Below are 20,415 nucleotides of genomic sequence, written 5' to 3' on the forward strand. Positions count from 1 at the left end.
CGGCGTCAGGAGAGCACGAACACCCCCACGTAGACCGCGACCTCCACCAGCAGCAGCCCGATGCCGGCCCAGGCCAGGATCGTGCCCAGCCGGACCAGGTTCAGTCCTTCGAGCTCACCCTGCGAGCGGCGGATCGCGCGCCGCGCCCGCGAGCCCGTCATCAGGGCCGCAACGGCGGTGAACAGACCGATCACCGGCACCAGCGCGGCGATGCCCAGCCACAGGGTGGCCGACGCCTCCGGCGCGGTGTCGGGCCAGTGGTCGATGTTGTCGTAGCCGGGGTAGGGGTCGCCGGCCGCGCCGCCGAGCGGGCGGTCGAAGCCGGGGAACTCCTGCCTTATCGGATCGCGGGAGTCGCGGGGCGCCCGGCCGCTCCGGTCGTCCTCGCCGTAGGCGCCGGGGTCGGTGCCGTAGTCCTCGGGCCGCATGCCCTCGGAGCCGCCCGGGCCGTAGGGCGGGGTGCCGTACCCCTCGCCGCCGGGACCGTAGCCGCCGCCGTAGCCCTCCGGCGGCGCGCCTCCGTAGCCGCCCGAGCCGTAGGGCGAGGTGCCGTACCCCTCGCCGTAGGGGTCCGCATCCTGTGTGGGTCCGGAGCCGTACCCGCCGGCGTCCGCCGCGTACGCGCCGAGGTCCATGGCGGCGGTCTCCGGGCCTTCGGGCCCCGCACCGCCCGGCCGCCCGTAGTCGGCGGGCGGCGCGCCCGCGGTGGACAGGCCCTCGTAGGCGGAACCGTCCCCTCCGGAGAAGGCGTCCCCGCGCGGCGGCTCGCCGCCGCGCCGGTCGGCGTACTCCGGGTAGGAATCGGCGACGGAGCCGGGGCCGTCCTGGCCGCCGGGCCGGTGGTCCGGGCCGGGCGCCTGGGTGTAGGAGTCGTACCCGATGCCGCCTTCGGGGCCGGGGCCGTACTCCGGTGCGGGCCCGCCCGCGGCCTCGCCGCGGCCGTACCCGAAGTCGGCTTCGCGCCCGTAGCCGCCGTACTGCCCGTAGTCGGCTTCGCGTCCGTACTCGCCGGACCGCGCGTCGCCGTACCGCTCCTCATAGCCGGGCCGACCGTGGCGGTCGTGGTGGCCTTCGCCGTACTCGTCGAATCCGCCGTGCGGACCCCCGACGCCGGCGTCGGCGGGACCGCCGCCGCGCAGGTCCGGCCCGAGCTCGTCGCCGGCGGGGAAGTCGCCGCCGCCGCGCAGGTCCGGCCCGAGTTCGTCGCCGGAGGCGGGCACCGCCCCGGTGTGCGGCCCGTCTTCGCCCCCGGCCGCGGTGCCCGGCGCGAAGGGCTCCCCCGCGTAGGGGGCGCCGCGGGCCGGCTCGCCGCCGCGGGCGCGCGCCTGCTGAGCCGCGATCGCCGACAGCGGGTCGTCGCCGAGACCGGAGCCCGGCCCCGCTGCGGATGCGCTGCCCGGCCCGGGCGCCGGCGGTTCACCCGAGCCGCCCTCGTCCCGCGACTGCGGGAACCGGGTCGTCTGGTCCGGCGAGCCCTCGCGGCGCCGGCGCTGCGCCTCGTCGACGGCCTGGCGGACCTCGTCCGGCAGCCGGGTGTCGTCGCGGCTGAACGCCCAGGTGTTGCCGCTGCCTGTACCCAGGCCGCCGTCGGGACCGCCGGAGGGGCCCTCCGCTGGGCCGCGGCCGGGCTCCGGCCGCCCGGAGCCGGCTTCCGGCCCGAATCCGGGCTCGGACGCAGCGGGGGTCCACTCGGGCGGGGAAGCCCCGGGCTCGGACGGAGCGGGGGTCCACTCCGAGGGGGTCGGGCCGGGCTCGCCGCGGGAGGGGTCCGACCAGGAGTACGCCGACCGCGAGGACGGGTCGTCCTCCATCTGGATCCGGTGGGAGTAGGGGCGGGACAGCTCGTCGTCGTAGCCGCTGGCGGGGTCCGGCTCGGCGCCGGGCCGCGCCGCGGGGTCGTTTCCGGCCGACCCGCCGCGCGGCGGGTCGAGCGGGTCCGCGTTCGCGGCGTCCCAGCGGGGCAGCGGCCCGGACTCGGGGTCGAGCCGGTACGCGGCGCCGGAGGCGAAGCGCCGGGGCTCGCCTGCGGCACCGCCGGGCTCGGCCGGGCCGGGGAAGTCTGTTCCATAGGAGGAGGGGCGCTCGTCCTGATGCGGGTGGTCGGTGCCGGGGCGCTCCCACCGCGGCTCCTCGCCGCTGCGCGGGTCGCGCCGGTCGCCGTACGCGGAGTGGTCGCCGTAGGACGCCTCGCCGTACGGCGCGCCGCCGCCCGCCGCACCGAGCGCGGGGTCCGCCGGCCAGGGTGCGCCCGCCGACCGGGCGCCCGCGTGCGGTTCGGCCTCCGGCGCGCCGAACCGGTCGGCAGCGCCGCGGAAGTCGTCGGAGGCGTGTTCGGAGGGACCGAACCGCTCGGCAGCGCCGCGGAAGTCGTCGGGGGCCTGTTCGGAGGGACCGAACCGCTCGGGCTCGCGCTGCTCGCCGAACGAGGCGCGGTCCCAGGACCCGGTCGCACCCGCACCCGCGCCCGCGCCCGCGCCCGCGCCCGCGCCGTAGGACCCGCCGGCCGGCCACTGCGGCTCCGCCGGGCCCGCGGTCTCGGCGCGGCCGTAGGGGCCGGGCGCCTCGCGGGCGGCCGGGCCGCCCGGCTCGCCGAAGGGGGCAGGGGCGCCCCCCGGCTGCCGGCCGGCGCCCTCCCGCTCGTCCCGCGCCGCGGGCGCGGGATCCCCGCCGGGCCGCGGAGCGGTCCCGGAGCCGCGGTGATCGGTCGGGCGGGCCGGATCGGCCGTGTTCTCCACATCCCTCGCGGAGAACGGCTCGGTATCGGGTCCGGAGTCGGCTTCGCCCGGTTCCGGGCGGCCGCCGAGGCCGGGACCGGCCTGCATACGACCGGAGCCCGGGTACTGCCGGGACTCGTCGGCGGAGGGACCTGCGTACGCGGCGCCGGGGGCGCTCGGACGGTGGTCGTCGCGCGATGAGCGCACCGTCGACCCGAATCCGGGGTAGCCGCCGGTGCCTTCAAGGGCGCTCAGCGGGGCGTCCTGGGAACCGGAGCCGGGGGCGTCGGGCAGCCGGTACCCCCCGACGGTGCCGGCTTCGCCGGTGCCGGCTCCCCTCGGTTCGGCGTAGCCCGACCGGGCCTGGTGCGCCGGCCCTCCCGTGCCGCCGCTGCCGGGCTCGCCGAAGGAACGGGGATCGCGGGTCGGGGCCGGCTCGGAGACCGGCCGATCCGCACCGGCGTTCGCGCCGCCCCCGGGCTCTGCGGACGCCGTGTACGGGCGGCTGAGCGGCGGCGGTTCCTGCCCGGGAGCCGCGCCGCGCGGGTCGTCGCCGGGCAGCCCGAGGTCGCCCAGCGCCGAGGGATAGGGCTCGGCCATGCCGGGGCGCCCGCCGCCGACGCCCGGGTAGCCCCCGCTGTTGGGGAAGGCCGACCGCTGCCGGTCACCCTCGTGCGGGTGCCCGGCGTAGGGGTCCTGCGGGCGCGCCTGCGCGCGTCCGTCCTCGCCGGGCCGGGCCGCCTCGCCCTCCTCGGCGGCGCCGGCTTCCTGATAGGTCTCCTCGTACTGGGACTGCGTCCGGTGGCGGTCGCCGCTCGGCCTGAACCACGATCCCTCGGCGTCCCGGCGGGCACCGTGGTCACCATCGGGCGGCACGTACCGCTGTCCCCCGTTGTCCGTCACTGTCTTCGATCTCCCGACCGCGCCTAGGCGCTGCTCTCCCCATCGATAACCGAGTATGCCGAGCCGCAACGACGAACGGCGGTAGCCCACCCGGTAAACGGGTGGACCACCGCCGCCGCTCGTTCTACCAAGCGAATTCGCCGATCGACTCTTCAGGTCACCTGTTGTAGGGCCCGAAGTCGTACTCCTCCAGCGGCACGGCCTCTCCCGAACCCTGCCCGAAGGTGTACTCGCTGGGCTCCTCGTAGCCCGACACCGAATACATCGACGCCTTCGCCTCCTCGGTCGGCTCGACCCGGACGTTGCGGTACTGCGGCAAGCCGGTACCGGCCGGGATGAGCTTACCGATGATGACGTTCTCCTTGAGGCCCACCAGCGGGTCGCTCTTGCCGTGGATGGCGTTCTCGGTGAGAACCCGGGTGGTCTCCTGGAACGACGCCGCCGACAGCCACGACTCCGTGGCCAGCGACGCCTTGGTGATGCCGAGCAGCACCGGGCGGCCGGCCGCGGGCTGACCGCCTTCGGCCACGACGCGGCGGTTGATGGACTCGAACTTGGGCCGCTCGACCATCTCGCCGGGCAGCAGCTCGGAGTCGCCGGACTCCAGGATGTTCACCCGCTTGAGCATCTGCCGCACGATGATCTCGATGTGCTTGTCGTGGATCGAGACGCCCTGCGACTTGTAGACCTCCTGCACCTCCGACACCAGGTGCTGCTGCACGGCCCGCGGGCCCTGGATGCGCAGCACCTCGTGCGGGTTGATGGCGCCCTGGATGAGCTGCTGGCCGACGGCGACGTGGTCGCCCTCGCCCACCAGCAGCTGGGCGCGCATGGGCACCGGGTAGGAGATCTCGTCGGACCCGTCGTCGGGCACGAGGATGATCTTCCGGCTCTTCTCGGTGTCCTCGATGCGGATGCGGCCTTCGAGTTCGCTGATCGGGGCCACACCCTTGGGGATGCGGGCCTCGAACAGCTCGGTCACACGCGGCAGGCCGTGGGTGATGTCCTTGCCGGCCGAACCGCCCATGTGGAAGGTCCGCATGGTCAGCTGGGTACCGGGCTCACCGATGGACTGCGCGGCGATGATGCCGATGGCCTCGCCGACGTCGACGGGCTTGCCCGTCGCCATCGAACGGCCGTAGCAGGTGCTGCACACGCCGATCTTGGCCTCGCAGGTGAGCGAGCTGCGCACGCGGACCCGCTCGACGCCGTTCTCGACCAGCTTGTCGATGATCGGCTCGGAGGTGTCGGTTCCGGCCGGCACGACGACCTTGCCGTCGACGACGACGTCCTCGGCGATGGTCCGGCCGAAGCCGGTGTTCTCGACGTTGTGCTTGCGCACCACGGTGCCCGCGGCGTTCTCCTCGCCGAACTCGTGCCACAGCGAGCGGTCCGTCTGGCAGTCGACCTCGCGCACGATGACGTCCTGGGCGACGTCGACCAGGCGCCGGGTCAGGTACCCGGAGTCGGCCGTACGCAGCGCGGTGTCGGCCAGTCCCTTGCGCTGTCCGTGCGTGGAGATGAAGTACTCCAGCACCGACAGGCCCTCGCGGTAGGAGGACTTGATCGGACGCGGGATGGTCTCGCCGCGCGTGTTGGAGACCAGGCCGCGGATGCCCGCGATCTGGCGCACCTGCATCGGGTTGCCTCGGGCGCCGGAGTTCACCATCATCCACACCGGGTTGTCGGCGGGAGCGTTGTCCTCCATGTCCTTGGCGACCTCGTTGGTGGCCTTGGTCCAGATCTCCGTGAGCTCCTGGCGGCGCTCGTCGTCGGTGATGAGACCGCGGTCGAACTCGCGCTGGATCTTGTCGGCCTGGCGCTCGTGGCCCTCCAGGATCTCCGTCTTGCGCGGCGGCGCGAGCACGTCGGAGATCCCGATGGTCAGGCCCGACCGGGTGGCCCAGTGGTACCCGGCGTCCTTGAACGCGTCCAGCGTGGACGCGACCTGGACCTTGGGGTAGTTCTCGGCCAGCTCGTTGACCAGGGAGGACACCTGCTTCTTGCCCACCTGGTAGTTCACGAACGGGTAGTCCGAGGGCGTGGTCTCGTTGAAGAGGTAGCGCCCCAGGGTCGTGTCGAGCGTGTAGGGCTCGCCGGGCTCGTGGGCCTCGGGCTCGACCCACTCGCGCGGCGGCGGCACATCGCCGTCAACACGCAGCTTGATCGGCGCCTGAAGGTCGAGCTCGCCCAGGTCGTAGGCCATGATGGCCTCCGCCGGGGTGCGGTACGCCCGGCCGGCTCCCTGGCCGTCCTCCTTGAGGGTGGTCAGGTAGTACAGCCCGATGATCATGTCCTGGGTGGGCATGGTCACCGGCTTGCCGTCGGACGGCTTGAGGATGTTGTTGCTGGCCAGCATCAGCAGCCGCGCCTCGGCCTGGGCCTCGGCGGACAGCGGCAGGTGGACCGCCATCTGGTCGCCGTCGAAGTCGGCGTTGAAGGCGGTGCACACCAGCGGGTGGATCTGGATGGCCTTGCCCTCGACCAGCTGCGGCTCGAAGGCCTGGATCCCCAGGCGGTGCAGCGTCGGCGCGCGGTTGAGCAGCACCGGGTGCTCGGTGATGACCTCTTCGAGGACGTCCCAGACCACCGGGCGGGACCGCTCGACCATGCGCTTGGCGCTCTTGATGTTCTGCGCGTGGTTCAGGTCGACCAGGCGCTTCATCACGAACGGCTTGAACAGCTCCAGGGCCATCTGCTTGGGCAGGCCGCACTGGTGCAGCTTGAGCTGCGGGCCGACCACGATGACCGAGCGGCCGGAGTAGTCGACGCGCTTGCCCAGCAGGTTCTGCCGGAAGCGGCCCTGCTTGCCCTTGAGCATGTCGGACAGCGACTTCAGCGGACGGTTGCCCGGCCCGGTGACCGGGCGGCCGCGGCGGCCGTTGTCGAACAGCGCGTCGACGGCCTCCTGCAGCATCCGCTTCTCGTTGTTGACGATGATCTCGGGCGCGCCGAGGTCCAGCAGCCGCTTGAGGCGGTTGTTGCGGTTGATGACCCGGCGGTACAGGTCGTTCAGGTCCGAGGTGGCGAACCGGCCGCCGTCGAGCTGCACCATCGGGCGCAGGTCCGGCGGGATGACCGGGATGCAGTCAAGCACCATGCCCATGGGGCTGTTGCGGGTGTTGAGGAACGCCGAGACGACCTTGAGGCGCTTGAGGGCACGCGCCTTCTTCTGGCCCTTGCCGCTGCGGATGGTCTCGCGCAGCCGCTCGGCCTCGGCGTCGAGGTCGAAGTTGGCCAGCCGCTCCTGGATCGCCTGAGCGCCCATGCCGCCGCGGAAGTACTTGCCGAAGCGGTCCCGCATCTCGCGGTAGAGCATCTCGTCGCCCTCGAGGTCCTGCACCTTGAGGTTCTTGAAGCGGTTCCAGACCTCTTCGAGCCGGTCGATCTCGCGCTGGACCCGGTCGCGGATCTGGCGCATCTCGCGCTCGGCCGACTCGCGGACCTTGCGCCGCGCGTCGCCCTTGGCGCCCTGCTCCTCCAGCTCGGCGAGGTCGTTCTCGAGCTTCTTGTGGCGCTCCTCGACGGCGGAGTCGCGGCGCTGCTCCAGGTGCTGGCGCTCCACCGAGATGCGGGCCTCCAGCGACTGCAGGTCGCGCTCGCGGGCCTCGGTGTCGACCCAGGTGACCATGTAGGCGGCGAAGTAGATGATCTTCTCGAGATCCTTCGGCGCCAGGTCGAGCAGGTAGCCCAAGCGGCTGGGAACACCCTTGAAGTACCAGATGTGGGTCACCGGGGCGGCGAGCTCGATGTGGCCCATGCGCTCACGCCGGACCTTGGCCCGGGTGACCTCCACACCGCAGCGCTCGCAGATGATGCCCTTGAACCGGACGCGCTTGTACTTGCCGCAGTAGCACTCCCAGTCGCGGGTCGGACCGAAGATCTTCTCGCAGAAGAGCCCGTCCTTTTCCGGCTTAAGGGTCCGGTAGTTGATGGTTTCCGGCTTCTTGACCTCGCCGTGCGACCACTGTCGGATCTCGTCGGCGGTGGCGAGGCCAATCCGGAGCTCGTCGAAGAAGTTGACGTCGAGCACTTAATTCGTCCCCTGCTCTTGAAGATCGCGGAAGTTAGACCTCTTCGACACTGCTCGGCTCGCGCCGGCCAAGGTCGATTCCCAGTTCCTCCGCTGCCCGGAAGACGTCCTCATCGGTATCCCGCATCTCGATCGACATACCGTCGCTGGACAGCACCTCCACATTCAGACAGAGCGACTGCATCTCCTTGATGAGCACCTTGAAGGATTCGGGGATGCCCGGCTCGGGGATGTTCTCGCCCTTGACGATCGCCTCGTAGACCTTCACGCGGCCCAGGACGTCGTCGGACTTGATCGTCAGCAGCTCCTGCAGCGCGTAGGCGGCGCCGTAGGCCTCCAGGGCCCAGACCTCCATCTCGCCGAAGCGCTGGCCCCCGAACTGCGCCTTACCGCCCAGCGGCTGCTGGGTGATCATCGAGTACGGCCCGGTGGAGCGTGCGTGGATCTTGTCGTCGACCAGGTGGTGCAGCTTGAGGAAGTAGGTGTAGCCCACCGCGATCGGTTCGGCGAACGGCTCGCCGGTGCGGCCGTCGTACAGCTGCGCCTTGCCGTGCTCGTCGACCAGCCGGACTCCGTCCTCGTTGGGGAGGCTGGAGGCCAGCAGACCGCCGATCTCGTCCTCGCGCAGACCGTCGAAGACCGGGGTGGCCACCTTCGTTCCGGGTGTGATGTCGGCGGCGCCGATCTCGTGCATCGCCTGCTTCCAGGCCTCGTCGTCGCCGTCGACCTTCCAGCCGTTCTTCGCCAGCCAGCCCAGGTGGATCTCCAGGACCTGCCCGACGTTCATCCGGCCGGGCACGCCCAGCGGGTTGAGAACGATGTCGACAGGGGTGCCGTCCTCCATGAACGGCATGTCCTCCTGCGGCAGGATCTTGGCGATGACACCCTTGTTGCCGTGGCGGCCGGCGAGCTTGTCGCCGTCGGTGATCTTGCGCTTCTGCGCGACGTAGACGCGCACCAGCTCATTGACGCCGGGCGGGAGCTCGTCGCCCTCCTCGCGGCTGAAGACGCGAACGCCGATGACCTTGCCGGACTCGCCGTGGGGCACCTTCAGCGAGGTGTCGCGGACCTCGCGCGCCTTCTCGCCGAAGATCGCGCGAAGCAGGCGCTCCTCGGGGGTCAGCTCGGTCTCGCCCTTGGGCGTGACCTTGCCGACGAGGATGTCGCCGTCGATGACCTCGGCGCCGATGCGGATGATCCCGCGGTCGTCGAGGTCGGCCAGGACCTCCTCGCTGACGTTGGGGATCTCGCGGGTGATCTCCTCGGGGCCCAGCTTGGTGTCGCGGGCGTCGACCTCGTGCTCCTCGATGTGGATCGAGGAGAGCACGTCGTCCTGGACCAGGCGCTGGGAGAGGACGATGGCGTCCTCGTAGTTGTGGCCCTCCCAGGACATGTACGCCACGAGCAGGTTGCGGCCCAGCGACATCTCGCCGTGGTCGGTGGACGGGCCGTCGGCGAGCACCTGGGTCTCCTCGACCCGCTGGCCCTCCTCGACGATCGGGCGCTGGTTGAAGCACGTGCCCTGGTTGCTGCGGCGGAACTTGCCGAGCCGGTAGGTCTTGCGCGTGCCGTCGTCGGCCATCACGGTGACGTAGTCGGCCGTGACGTCCTCGACCACGCCCGCCTTCTCGGCGAGGACGACCTCGCCGGCGTCGGTGGCCGCCCGGTACTCCATGCCGGTGCCCACGATCGGCGACTCGGCGCGCAGCAGCGGCACCGCCTGGCGCTGCATGTTGGAGCCCATCAGCGCGCGGTTGGCGTCGTCGTGCTCCAGGAAGGGGATCATGGCGGTGGCGACCGACACCATCTGGCGCGGCGACACGTCCATGTACTCGACCTCGTCGACCGTGACGGCCTCGAACTCCCCGCCCTTCCGGCGGACCAGCACGCGGTCGTCGAGGAAGTTGCCCTCGGCGTCCACAGGCGTGTTCGCCTGGGCGATGACGTAGCGGTCCTCCTCGTCGGCGGTGAGGTAGAAGACCTCGTCGGTCAGCTTGTTGTCGACGACCTTGCGGTAGGGGGTCTCGACGAAGCCGAAGGAGTTGACGCGGCCGTAGCCCGCCAGCGAACCCATCAGGCCGATGTTGGGACCCTCAGGGGTCTCGATCGGGCACATGCGGCCGTAGTGCGACGGGTGCACGTCGCGCACCTCGAAGCCGGCGCGCTCGCGCGACAGACCGCCCGGACCCAGCGCGTTGAGCCGCCGCTTGTGGGTCAGCCCCGCCAGGGGGTTGGTCTGGTCCATGAACTGGGACAACTGGCTGGTGCCGAAGAACTCCTTGATGGAGGCGACGACCGGCCGGATGTTGATCAGGGTCTGCGGCGTGATCGCCTCGACGTCCTGGGTGGTCATCCGCTCGCGGACGACGCGCTCCATGCGGGCCAGCCCCAGGCGCACCTGGTTCTGGATGAGCTCGCCGACGGTACGCAGGCGGCGGTTGCCGAAGTGGTCGATGTCGTCGGTCTCGATCGGGCGGGCGCCCTGGCTGGTCTCCAGCTCCTCCTCGCCGGCGTGCAGCCGCACGAGGTAGTCGATCGTGGCGACGATGTCGTCTTCGGTGAGCGTGCCCTGCGTGAACTCGGTGTCGAGGCCGAGCTTCTTGTTGATCTTGTACCGGCCGACCTTGGCGAGGTCGTAGCGCTTGGGATTGAAGTAGAGGTTCTCCAGCAGCGCCTGGGCGGACTCCTTCGTCGGCGGCTCGCCCGGGCGGAGCTTGCGGTAGATGTCCAGGAGCGCGTCGTCGGTACCCGCGGTGGGGTCCTTCTCCAGCGTGTTGCGGATCGACTCGTAGGAGCCGAAGCGCTCCAGGATCTGGTCGGTGGTCCAGCCCAGCGCCTTGAGCAGCACGGTGACGCCCTGCTTGCGCTTGCGGTCGATGCGGACGCCCACGAAGTCGCGCTTGTCGACCTCGAACTCCAGCCAGGCGCCGCGCGACGGGATGACCTTGCAGCCGTAGAGGTCCTTGTCGGAGGTCTTGTCGACCTGGCGGTCGAAGTACACGCCAGGCGAACGGACGAGCTGCGACACCACGACGCGCTCGGTGCCGTTGATGATGAACGTGCCCTTCGCGGTCATGAGCGGGAAGTCGCCCATGAAGACCGTCTGGCTCTTGATCTCACCGGTGTCGTTGTTGATGAACTCCGCCGTGACGAACATCGGGGCGGAGTAGGTCATGTCCTTGTCCTTGCACTCCTCTTCGGAGTACTTGGGCGGCTCGAACCGGTGGTCGCGGAACGAGAGCGACATGGTCCCGGAGAAGTCCTCGATGGGACTGATCTCCTCGAAGATCTCTTCGAGACCGGACTGCTCCGGAACGTCCTTGCGGCCGGCGTTACGAGCCGCCTCGACTCGGGTACTCCACTTCTCGTTACCGAGCAGCCAGTCGAACGACTCGGTCTGCAGGGCCAGGAGGTTCGGGACTTCGAGTGGCTCCCGAATACGGGCGAAGGAAACGCGGTTCGGACCAAGGTCGTTAGCGGAGGCGTTGCGCGAGGCTGCCAACAGGGGTCCTTCCGAAGGCTTGTGGCGGTTGATGCGCGCGCACGCCGGACGATCCGGAATGTCTGGCCGAGACCCGCCGACGGACATCGGGCGGGAGCTCTAAGTGGAGAACGTACGGTGGGGTCCGGGAACACCGAGGGAGCCTCGGAATCCGGCCGCGGAGCACGGACACCGGCACACGGATCGTCAATGGGCAGCGCAAAAGGGCAGTGTAGCCGAATACTACACCGCTGTCCAACCGCACCCCCCGAAGTCAGTCACGACACCACGCAGCATCGCCCCAACAGGCGGATCCGTCAAGCCCGGGCGGCGCCGTGCGCGCGGTTCGGTGCCCGTGAGAGGCCCCACAGGAAATTCGGGGTGTGAGGCGCCGGACATGCGGGAACGTATCTTCTTTCCCGGAGCCGCCCCCACGCCCCTCCGCTACCGCGCCGGTGCCGCCGCGCGCGGGCGCGCACACCGCGTGTGACACCCGACCACCTCTTCGCACCCCTCGCCCGGCCGCGTCGCGCACCGCTTTCGAGCATGTTCCGGGCATCATCGAATCCCGGTTTCGGCCATGGTCCCATGAGCCCGGCCGTCCGCGGCACCGCCCCGTCCGCGGGCGGCCGCGGCCTCGCCGCGCCGCATCGGGCGGCCCCGTCCACGGGGCCGCAGGGGCCCGCCGCATCGAGGCGGCTTCCGCGCCGCAGGCGCACCGGAGGCCCGGTGCGCCGGGCCCCGACGCGAAAAGGGCGGCCGCCCCGCGGGGCGGCCGCCCTGATGCGCAGACCCGCCGGGCCGCGCGCACGCGGCAGGCGGTCGCACGCCCGGTCCTACTTGAGCGTGACGGTGGCGCCGGCGCCTTCCAGGGCCTCCTTGGCCTTGTCGGCGTTGTCCTTGCTGACGCCCTCCATCAGCGGCTTCGGGGCGTTGTCGACCAGGTCCTTGGCCTCCTTGAGGCCGAGGCTCGTCAGCCCGCGGACCTCCTTGATGACCTGGATCTTCTTGTCGCCGGCGGACTCGAGGACGACGTCGAACTCCGACTGCTCCTCGACCTCTTCCTCGGGGGCACCGGCACCCGGGGCGGCGACGACGGCGGCGGCCGGAGCGGCGGCCTCGACGTCGAACTTGTCCTCGAACAGCTTGACGAACTCCGACAGCTCCAGGAGGGTCATCTCCTCGAAGGCGCTAAGGAGCTCTTCGTTGCTGAGCTTCGCCATAATGCGGTCTCTCTTTCCTCTACCGACACGCGCCCTGCGGCCGTGCCAAGCCTGATACCGGCGCGGGTACGCCGGCGGGGGTCGTCGCTAGCTCTCCGCGCCCTCATCGGAACGCTTGTCGTGCAGCGCCTTGGCCAGTCGCGCCGTCTTGAGCGGCAGCGCCTGGAACACCGCTGCGGCCTGGCCCTGCTTGGCCTTCAGGACGCCGGCCATCTTGGAGAGCAGCACCTCGCGGGACTCGAGGTCGGCCATCTTGGTGATCTGCTCGGGGCTCATCGCCTTGCCGTCGATGACGCCGCCCTTGATCACCAGCGGCGCGTTCGCCTTCGCGAAGTCACGCAGACCCTTGGCGGCCTCGACGACGTCCCCGCGGACGAAGGCGATGGCCGAGGGGCCCTCGAACAGGTCCAGGACCTGCTCGTCCAGACCGGCCTCGGTGGCCGCGATCTTGCTCAGCGTGTTCTTGACGATACGGAAACGCGCGTTCTGGCCGAGGCTGCGGCGCAGTTGAGTAACCTGCGCCACGCTGAGCCCCCGGTATTCGGTCAGCACTGCGCCCTGCGAGCTCTCGAATTCCTCTTTGAGCTCGGCGACCGCGGCTGCCTTGTCCGGCCTCGCCATGGGACTCCTTCCAACTGTGAACGCCGGTCCGAAGCAAAGGTCCTGGCGGTGGGAAGGCGAGAGGCGCATGAAAAAAGCCCCGGCGCAGGGGCACGGGGCGCGACGGGGAAAAACGCCGTCGCTCTCGGTACACCTGCGCGGGCCGCCCATTCGCATGGGACCTTAGGCCACCCTCGGGGTGGCGACCGGCGGTCTTCGGCGTCTACCAGTCTAACCGACGCCCGGGAGTGCTGCCGCCGCCGTCCGCCGGTCCGGGCCCTCGCCGGCCCGCGCGGCGGACGGCCGCGCCCACCGCGCCCCGGGGATGGGGCCTCGTGATCCGGCGGCCCGCCCGCGGCCTGCACACGAGAACGGCGCCCCGGCTCCTCGCGGGAGCCGGGGCGCCGTCGCGCTGCCGTCACACGGTCCGCCGTCAGGCGGCGGCGGGCCGGGTGATGTTGGGGTCGACCGGGATGCCCGGGCCCATGGTGGTGGTCATGGTCGCCTTCTTGAGGTAGCGCCCCTTGGCGGCGGAAGGCTTGAGCCGGATCACCTCGTCCAGCGCGGCGCCGTAGTTCTCCACCAGCTGCGCCTCGTCGAAGGAGAGCTTGCCGATGATGAAGTGCAGGTTGCCGTGCCGGTCGACGCGGAACTCGATCTTGCCGCCCTTGATCTCGGTGACGGCCTTGACGACGTCGGGCGTGACGGTGCCGGTCTTGGGGTTGGGCATCATGCCGCGGGGGCCGAGCACCCGGCCCAGGCGGCCGACCTTGCCCATCAGGTCGGGCGTTGCCACGACGGCGTCGAAGTCGAGGAAGCCCTTCTGGATCGCCTCGACGAGGTCGTCGTCGCCGACGTAGTCGGCGCCGGCCTCGCGGGCCTGCTCGGCGCGGTCACCGGTGGCGAAGACCAGGACCCGGGCGGTCTTGCCGGTGCCGTGCGGCAGGTTCACGGTGCCGCGGACCATCTGGTCGGCCTTGCGCGGGTCGACGCCCAGGCGCAGGGCGACCTCCACGGTGGGGTCGAACTTGACCACGGCGGTCTGCTTGGCCAGCTTTACGGCCTCCAGGGGCGCGTAGAGCTTGTCGCGGTCGACCAGCTGGCTGGCCTTGCGGTGGTTCTTGCTGCGCTTCACTGCTTCTCCAAATCGAGAGGTGTGGTAGGGGCCAGCGCTGGGCCCTGCCACGGGTTGCCTGTCGGCTCGTGGTCCGGCCGTCCGCCTACTTGATCCGGATGCCCATGGAGCGGGCGGTGCCGGCGACGATCTTGGACGCGACGTCCAGGTCGTCGGTGTTGAGGTCGGGCAGCTTGGTCTGCGCGATCTCGCGGATCTGGTCCTCGCTCACCGAACCGGCCGTCTTGCGGCTGGGGTCGTTGCTGCCCTTGTCGAGGCCGGCGGCCTTGAGGATCAGCTTGGGCGCCGGCGGCGTCTTGGTGATGAAGGTGAACGAGCGGTCCTCGTAGATGGTGATCTCTACGGGGATGACGCTCCCGCGCTGGGCTTCCGTGGCAGCGTTGTACTGCTTGCAGAAGTCCATGATGTTGACGCCGTGCGGACCGAGCGCGGTACCGACGGGCGGCGCCGGGGTGGCCTGGCCCGCGGGGAGCTGGACCTTAACCAGCGCGGCGATCTTCTTCTTCGGAGGCATTTCGGGTCCTTTGCCTGATCTGCTGTGTGTCGTGGATCCCGGACGGTCGGCCCGCGGGCCTGACCGCAGCGCGGAGGCTTCGCGTCCGCGGTGGTGGCCACACCTGCGCGGGATCCGCGCTCAGGCGTGGGACGCCCCAGGCGCACGGGCGCGGAGGGGCGCGACGGGTCCGCCCGTCCAAGGGCGAACCCGTCAAGTCTACGCGCCGCCGGGCACCGGTGGCGCGGCGACCGCTGGGCGGGGACTCCCCGAGGGGGCCCTAGATCTTGGAGACCTGGTTGAAACCGAGCTCGACCGGGGTCTCGCGGCCGAAGATCGAGACCAGCACCTTGAGCTTCTGGGTATCGGCGTTGATCTCGCTCACCGTGGCGGGCAGGGTCGCGAACGGACCCTCCATCACGGTGACGGACTCCCCGACCTCGTAGGCGACGTCGGAGCGCGGCTCGGCCTTCTCCTTCGCCGGCTGCTCGGGCTGCTCCTCGGGCTCGGGCGCGAGGAGGTCGGCGACCTCCTGCAGGCTCAGGGGAGCGGGCTTGTTCGACAGGCCGACGAACCCGGTCACACCGGGGGTGTTGCGGATGGCCGCCCAGGACTCGTCGGTGAGCTCCAGGCGCACCAGCACGTAGCCGGGCAGCACCTTCTCGGTGACCTGCTGCCGCTTGCCGCTCTTGACCTCGGTGACCTCCTGGGTGGGCACCTCGACCTGGAAGATGTACTCCTCCATGTTCAGCGACTGGGTGCGGCTCTCGACGTTGGCCTTGACGCGGTTCTCGTAGCCGGCGTAGGTGTGCACCACGTACCAGTCGCCGGGGAGCAGCAGCAGCTCCTGCTTGAACTCCTCGACGGGGTCGACGCGGGGGGCGGCGGGCTCGTCGGCCTCGTCCTCCGCAAGAGACTCGTCGGCCTCCTCTCCGCCCTCGGCCTCGGAGGCTTCCCCGGCGCCTGCCGCGTCGCCGCCCTCGGCCTGCTCGGCTCGGGCCTCGTCGTCGGCGCCGCCCTGCTCGGACTCGGCCGCGAACGCGGCCTCGTCGGCGGGGTCGATGTACTCGGCGCGCTGACCGGCCTCTTCCTCCGACGACCCGTCCCGCTCCTCAATAGGGAGATCGCCGGGGCTCAGTGGGGACTCGGACACGGCTGCTCTTTCTCTCGTCGGTTGCGCGCTGGACGGCGCGCTTCGATAGCGCCGTCGCCGGTTACTGCCAGCTTAGGGGCTAGTCGGACGCTTCGCGGCCATGCTTCGCCGACCGCGCGCGCCGTTACTGGCCGGGGGTCCCGGTCCCCGCACCCGCGCCGCCGCCGGCGTCGGGGGTGAACTGGCCGTAGAGCCATGTGACGGCCTCGCCGAATCCGAAGTCGAGCAGCGAGACGTAACCGACCATGATGAGCACGAACACGATCACGACGATCGTGTAGGTGATGAGCTCGCGCCGCGTGGGCCAGCGAACCTTGCGGAGTTCACCGACGACCTGCTTGGTGAAGGTCACCGGACCGGTACGACGCTTGGGCTTCTCCGGCTTGGCGTCCGCGTCAGTCTGTGTCACCTGTAGGTCCTTAGGAGTCGACGGTTCGGCTGGACTGTTCCGGCGGAACTGCCTCGATCGAGGACGCCAACCGCGCCGAGCGCGGTGCGCCGTGCCTCGCCCAAGTGTCCTTTGCAGGGCAGGAGGGACTCGAACCCCCAACCGCCGGTTTTGGAGACCGGTGCTCTTCCAATTGAGCCACTGCCCTTCAGCGGATACCGCGGCACCCACAATAACCGTGGTTCGGAGTGCCCGTGTACCGAGTACAGCACTCGGCGCCCGGTGTCCGGACCATCGGTTGCACGAGTGTATGCCCAATCGCGTTGCGGAACCAACCCGAATCCGCGGAGGAGGGGCCTCCAAGGACGTCCGGGACCCGCCGCAGCACGAGGTCCGCACCCTCGCGCCCGGACGCTGAAAACGACTCGCCCGCGCGTGTAAGCATGGTGACATGACTGACCGACCTCGCATCTCCGCACGTATCGGCGGCATCTCCGAGTCAGCGACGCTGGCGGTGGATGCCAAGGCAAAGGCAATGAAGGCCCAAGGGCGCCCCGTCATCGGGTTCGGCGCCGGCGAGCCCGACTTCCCGACTCCCGACTACATCGTCGAGGCCGCGGCGCAGGCCTGCCACGAGCCGCGGTTCCACCGCTACACCCCCGCGGGCGGGCTCCCCGAGCTCAAGGAGGCGATCGCGGCCAAGACCCTGCGCGACTCCGGCTACTCCGTCGAGCCCTCCCAGGTCCTGGTCACCAACGGCGGCAAGCAGGCCATCTACGAGGCCTTCGCCACACTGCTGGACCCGGGCGACGAGGCCCTGATCGTGGCGCCGTACTGGACGACCTACCCCGAGTCGGTCAAGCTGGCCGGCGGTGTGCCCCGCTACGTCGTCACCGACGAGTCCACCGGCTACCTCGCCTCGGTCGAGGACCTGGAGGCCGCCCGCACCGAGCGCACCAAGGTGCTCGTGTTCGTCTCGCCGTCCAACCCGACGGGCGCGGTGTATCCGCCCGAGCAGGTCCGCGCCGTCGGCCGGTGGGCCGCCGAGCACGGGCTGTGGGTGCTCACCGACGAGATCTACGAGCACCTGGTCTACGGCGACGCGACCTTCACCTCGCTGCCGGTCGAGGTGCCCGAGATCGCCGACCGCACCGTGGTCGTCAACGGCGTGGCCAAGACCTACGCGATGACGGGCTGGCGCGTGGGCTGGATCGCGGGGCCCGCGGACGTCGTCAAGGCGGCGGGCAACCTCCAGTCGCACGCCACCTCCAACGTCGCCAACGTCTCCCAGGCCGCCGCGCTCGCCGCGGTCTCCGGCGACCTGGCGGCCGTCGCCGAGATGCGCACGGCGTTCGACCGGCGCCGGCAGACCATCGTGCGCATGCTCAACGAGATCGACGGCGTGCTGTGCCCCGAGCCCGAGGGCGCGTTCTACGCCTACCCCTCGGTCAAGGGCCTCCTGGGCCGCGAGATCCGCGGGCGGCGGCCGCAGACCTCCGCCGAACTGGCCGAGGTCATCCTGGAGCAGGCCGAGGTCGCGGTGGTGCCGGGTGAGGCGTTCGGCACGCCGGGCTACCTGCGGCTGTCCTACGCGCTGGGCGACTCCGACCTCGCCGAGGGCGTCGGCCGCATCCAGAAGCTCATCGGCGAGTCCGCGTAGGGACCCGAGCGCCCCGGGGCGGTGCCGGAGGTTTTCGGGGGACCTCCGGCACCGCCCCGCCGTCTGAGGCACCCTTGGGACATGGAACGTCCCATCTCCCGACTCCCCAAGGCCCACCTGCACCAGCACTTCACCGGTTCGATGCGGCACGCGACGCTGATCGAGCTCGCCGAGCGCCACGGCGTCCACCTGCCGCAGTCGCTGGCCACGGACTGGCCGCCCCGGCTGCGTGCCACCGACGAGCGCGGATGGTTCCGGTTCCAGCGGCTCTACGACATCGCACGGTCGGTGCTGCGCACCCCCGAGGTGATGTACCGGCTGCTCAGCGAGACCGCCGAGGAGGAGCGGGCCGCCGGGTCGGGCTGGCTGGAGATCCAGGTGGATCCCAGCGGCTACGCCTCGCGCTTCGACGGCCTGACCTCCACGCTGGAGCTGGTGCTCGACGCCGCGCGCGCCGCCGAGCGCGAGAGCGGTGTGGGAATCGGGATCATGGTCGCGGCCAACCGCACCAAGCACCCCCTCGACGCCAAGGCGCTGGCCCGGCTGGCCGCCCAGTACGCGGGCCGCGGCGTGGTCTCCTTCGGCCTGAACAACGATGAGCGGCGGGGGCGCGCCCTGGACTTCGAGGGCGCCTTCCGCATCGCGCGGCGCGCCGGCCTGCTGTCGGCCCCGCACGGCGGGGAGCTGCTGGGGGCGCGCAGCGTGCGCGAGTGCCTGGACGAGCTGGCGGCCGACCGCGTCGGCCACGGCGTGGGCGCGACCGGCGACCCCTATCTGCTGGAGCGCATCGCCACCCAGGGCGTCACCTTGGAGGTCTGCCCCAGCTCCAACGTGGCGCTTGGGGTCTATGACGAGCTGGGCCGCGTCCCGCTGCGCCGGCTCTTCGACGCGGGCGCCCCCATCGCCCTGGGCGCCGACGACCCGCTGCTCTTCGGTCCGCGCCTGGCCGAGCAGTACCGCATCGCCCGCGAGGTGTTCGGATTCGACGACGGGGAGCTGGCCGAGCTGGCGCGGATGTCGATCCGCGGGTCCGCGGCCCCGGACGCGCTGAAGAAGGAGCTGCTGGCGGGGGTGGACACCTGGCTGACCACGCCGCCGGGAGCGGAGGAGGGCGCTTCGGCCGGCTGAGTCACCCGGCGACCGCACGCACGCCCTCGACGACCATGGCGCCGCCCGCGAGGAAGAACAGCAGAGCCGCACCGATCTGCACGGCCCGTTCGGGCAGCTTCTTGCCGAGGACGGCTGCCAGCGCGATGGCCAGCGCGTCGGCGACCACCATGCCGACGGTGGACCCGATCCACACCGGCAGCCAGTCGTAGTGGGTGCCGACGGTGATCGTGGCGAGCATGGTCTTGTCGCCGAGCTCGGCCGTGAAGAACACCACGGCCACGGTGATGAGCCCGGATCCGATCCTGCGGGAGGCCGCGCGCTCCTCGTCCTTGTCGGTCAGCTCGTCGCCGAGCAGGGTCCACACGCCGAACCCGACGAAGGCGATCCCCGCGGCGAGCGTGATCCAATCGGTCGGCAGGGCCAGTCCCACGACCTCGGCGATGAGGACGCTCAGCCCGTGCACCAGGAGGGTGGCGATCGTGATGCCCAGCAGCACGGTCGCGGCCCGGTAGCGGGTCGCCAGCGACATCGCGACCAGCTGGGTCTTGTCGCCCAATTCTGCGACGAACACCACAGCGGTACTGGCCGCGATCGCGAGCAGAAACTCCATGCGTCCTCCGTCGTCTGCGCCGGGCGGAAGCGAAAAAAGGCGCCTCGCCCCGGCCGTTCACCGCCGGGACGAAGGTCTCGTCCGCCCGCTCGCAACACAGGCCCGCGCGGCCGGGCAGATCGGCCCGGGCACCTGTGCCCGCGGCGGATCCGCCGGTGTGTCGACCGCGCGAATCGAGGACTACTCCCCTTCGATGTTTTCCACGGTAGCAGGGGAATTCGATTTCGCAATTCTTGGGAATGGCGTCCACCGGCGGAAAGAATGGCCAATACCGGAGTTGGGCGGGGCGAACATAAAAGGTGCTTAGGGCGGTTTTCCATTGCCGGCGCGAGGGTGGGTGGGCGGCCGGGCCCGCGGCCGACGGTTCGGGTGCCCGCCGGTAGCGGTCGCGACGGGGGCAGCAAAGGCAGCGGACGGCCCAGCCCACGACCATCAGTCCCGGTGCCCGCCGGTCACGCATCCAACGGAGCAGCAAAGGCAGCGGACGGCCCAGCCCACGACCATCGCTCCCGGTGCCCGCCGGTAGCGGTCGCGACGAGGCGGCAACGGCGACGGATGGCCGAGCCCGCGACCATCGGTCCCGGTGCCCGCCGGTTGGGCCGAGCAACGGGTACGGCGCCGGCGCTGGGCGGTCCAGCCCGCGCGCATCGGTCCCCGTGCCCGCCGATCACGCATCCAACGGGGGCAGCAACGGCGGCGGTGGGTAGCCAGGCCCGCGGCCATTGGTCCCGGTGCCCGCCGGTCGCGGTCACGACGAGGGCGGCGCCGGCGCCGGCGCTGGACGGTCCAGCCCGCGCGCATCGGTCCCCGTGCCCGCCGGTGGCGGTCGCGACGGCGGCGGTGAGGGCGTGAGGGGTTTTCGGCGCGGCTCTTCGCCCGCGCGGGCCGGACCAGAGCACCCCATGCCCGATT

The 20,415-nt window shown here is 71.1% G+C and carries 12 protein-coding genes and 1 tRNA gene; 2 read left to right on the forward strand and 11 right to left on the reverse strand.

Going from position 1 to position 20,415, the window contains the following annotated elements; all coding sequences use genetic code 11:
- Window positions 1–5 precede the first annotated feature (5 nt).
- The 10 genes from ABEA15_RS19615 to ABEA15_RS19660 form a co-directional block, all read right to left on the reverse strand.
- Window positions 6–3,617, reverse strand: coding sequence for a hypothetical protein (locus ABEA15_RS19615; RefSeq protein WP_345558098.1), 3,612 nt, complete (start codon window positions 3,615–3,617; stop codon window positions 6–8).
- A gap of 157 nt (window positions 3,618–3,774) precedes the next feature.
- A complete protein-coding gene (locus ABEA15_RS19620) occupies window positions 3,775–7,650 on the reverse strand; it encodes a DNA-directed RNA polymerase subunit beta' (protein WP_344141900.1) in 3,876 nt (1,291 codons plus the stop codon).
- Between the two features lie 34 nt (window positions 7,651–7,684).
- Complete coding sequence (gene rpoB, locus ABEA15_RS19625) at window positions 7,685–11,152, reverse strand: DNA-directed RNA polymerase subunit beta (RefSeq protein ID WP_344141901.1); 3,468 nt, start codon at window positions 11,150–11,152, stop codon at window positions 7,685–7,687.
- 815 nt (window positions 11,153–11,967) lie between these two features.
- Window positions 11,968–12,354, reverse strand: a complete 387-nt coding sequence (gene rplL / locus ABEA15_RS19630; protein ID WP_344141902.1) for a 50S ribosomal protein L7/L12 — start codon at window positions 12,352–12,354, stop codon at window positions 11,968–11,970.
- Window positions 12,355–12,441: 87 nt separating this feature from the next.
- On the reverse strand, window positions 12,442–12,975 hold the full coding sequence (gene rplJ / locus ABEA15_RS19635) for a 50S ribosomal protein L10 (RefSeq protein WP_344141904.1): 534 nt from the start codon (window positions 12,973–12,975) through the stop codon (window positions 12,442–12,444).
- A 412-nt stretch (window positions 12,976–13,387) separates the two neighbouring features.
- The gene (gene rplA, locus ABEA15_RS19640) at window positions 13,388–14,089 is read right to left on the reverse strand and encodes a 50S ribosomal protein L1 (RefSeq protein WP_344141905.1); all 702 of its coding nucleotides are present in this window, start codon (window positions 14,087–14,089) and stop codon (window positions 13,388–13,390) included.
- 85 nt (window positions 14,090–14,174) lie between these two features.
- Complete coding sequence (gene rplK, locus ABEA15_RS19645; RefSeq protein WP_344141906.1) at window positions 14,175–14,603, reverse strand: 50S ribosomal protein L11; 429 nt, start codon at window positions 14,601–14,603, stop codon at window positions 14,175–14,177.
- A 259-nt stretch (window positions 14,604–14,862) separates the two neighbouring features.
- The gene (gene nusG / locus ABEA15_RS19650) at window positions 14,863–15,735 is read right to left on the reverse strand and encodes a transcription termination/antitermination protein NusG (protein ID WP_345558102.1); all 873 of its coding nucleotides are present in this window, start codon (window positions 15,733–15,735) and stop codon (window positions 14,863–14,865) included.
- Between the two features lie 124 nt (window positions 15,736–15,859).
- Window positions 15,860–16,144 carry a preprotein translocase subunit SecE gene (secE, locus tag ABEA15_RS19655; protein WP_344141908.1) on the reverse strand — a complete coding sequence of 95 codons (285 nt, stop codon included), beginning with the start codon at window positions 16,142–16,144 and terminating at the stop codon, window positions 15,860–15,862.
- A 114-nt stretch (window positions 16,145–16,258) separates the two neighbouring features.
- Window positions 16,259–16,331, reverse strand: a tRNA-Trp gene (locus ABEA15_RS19660).
- Between the two features lie 243 nt (window positions 16,332–16,574).
- Here ABEA15_RS19660 and ABEA15_RS19665 point away from each other — a divergent pair.
- On the forward strand, window positions 16,575–17,783 hold the full coding sequence (locus tag ABEA15_RS19665) for a pyridoxal phosphate-dependent aminotransferase (RefSeq protein WP_345558104.1): 1,209 nt from the start codon (window positions 16,575–16,577) through the stop codon (window positions 17,781–17,783).
- An 81-nt stretch (window positions 17,784–17,864) separates the two neighbouring features.
- Entirely contained in the window at window positions 17,865–18,911 is a 1,047-nt protein-coding gene (locus tag ABEA15_RS19670) for an adenosine deaminase (RefSeq protein WP_345558106.1), read from the forward strand.
- A gap of 1 nt (window position 18,912) precedes the next feature.
- Here ABEA15_RS19670 and ABEA15_RS19675 read toward each other — a convergent pair whose 3' ends face one another.
- On the reverse strand, window positions 18,913–19,503 hold the full coding sequence (locus ABEA15_RS19675) for a TMEM165/GDT1 family protein (RefSeq protein ID WP_345558108.1): 591 nt from the start codon (window positions 19,501–19,503) through the stop codon (window positions 18,913–18,915).
- Between the last annotated feature and the right edge of the window lie 912 nt (window positions 19,504–20,415).

Source organism: Streptomonospora halophila, from assembly GCF_039542725.1.
Classification (GTDB): domain Bacteria; phylum Actinomycetota; class Actinomycetes; order Streptosporangiales; family Streptosporangiaceae; genus Streptomonospora; species Streptomonospora halophila.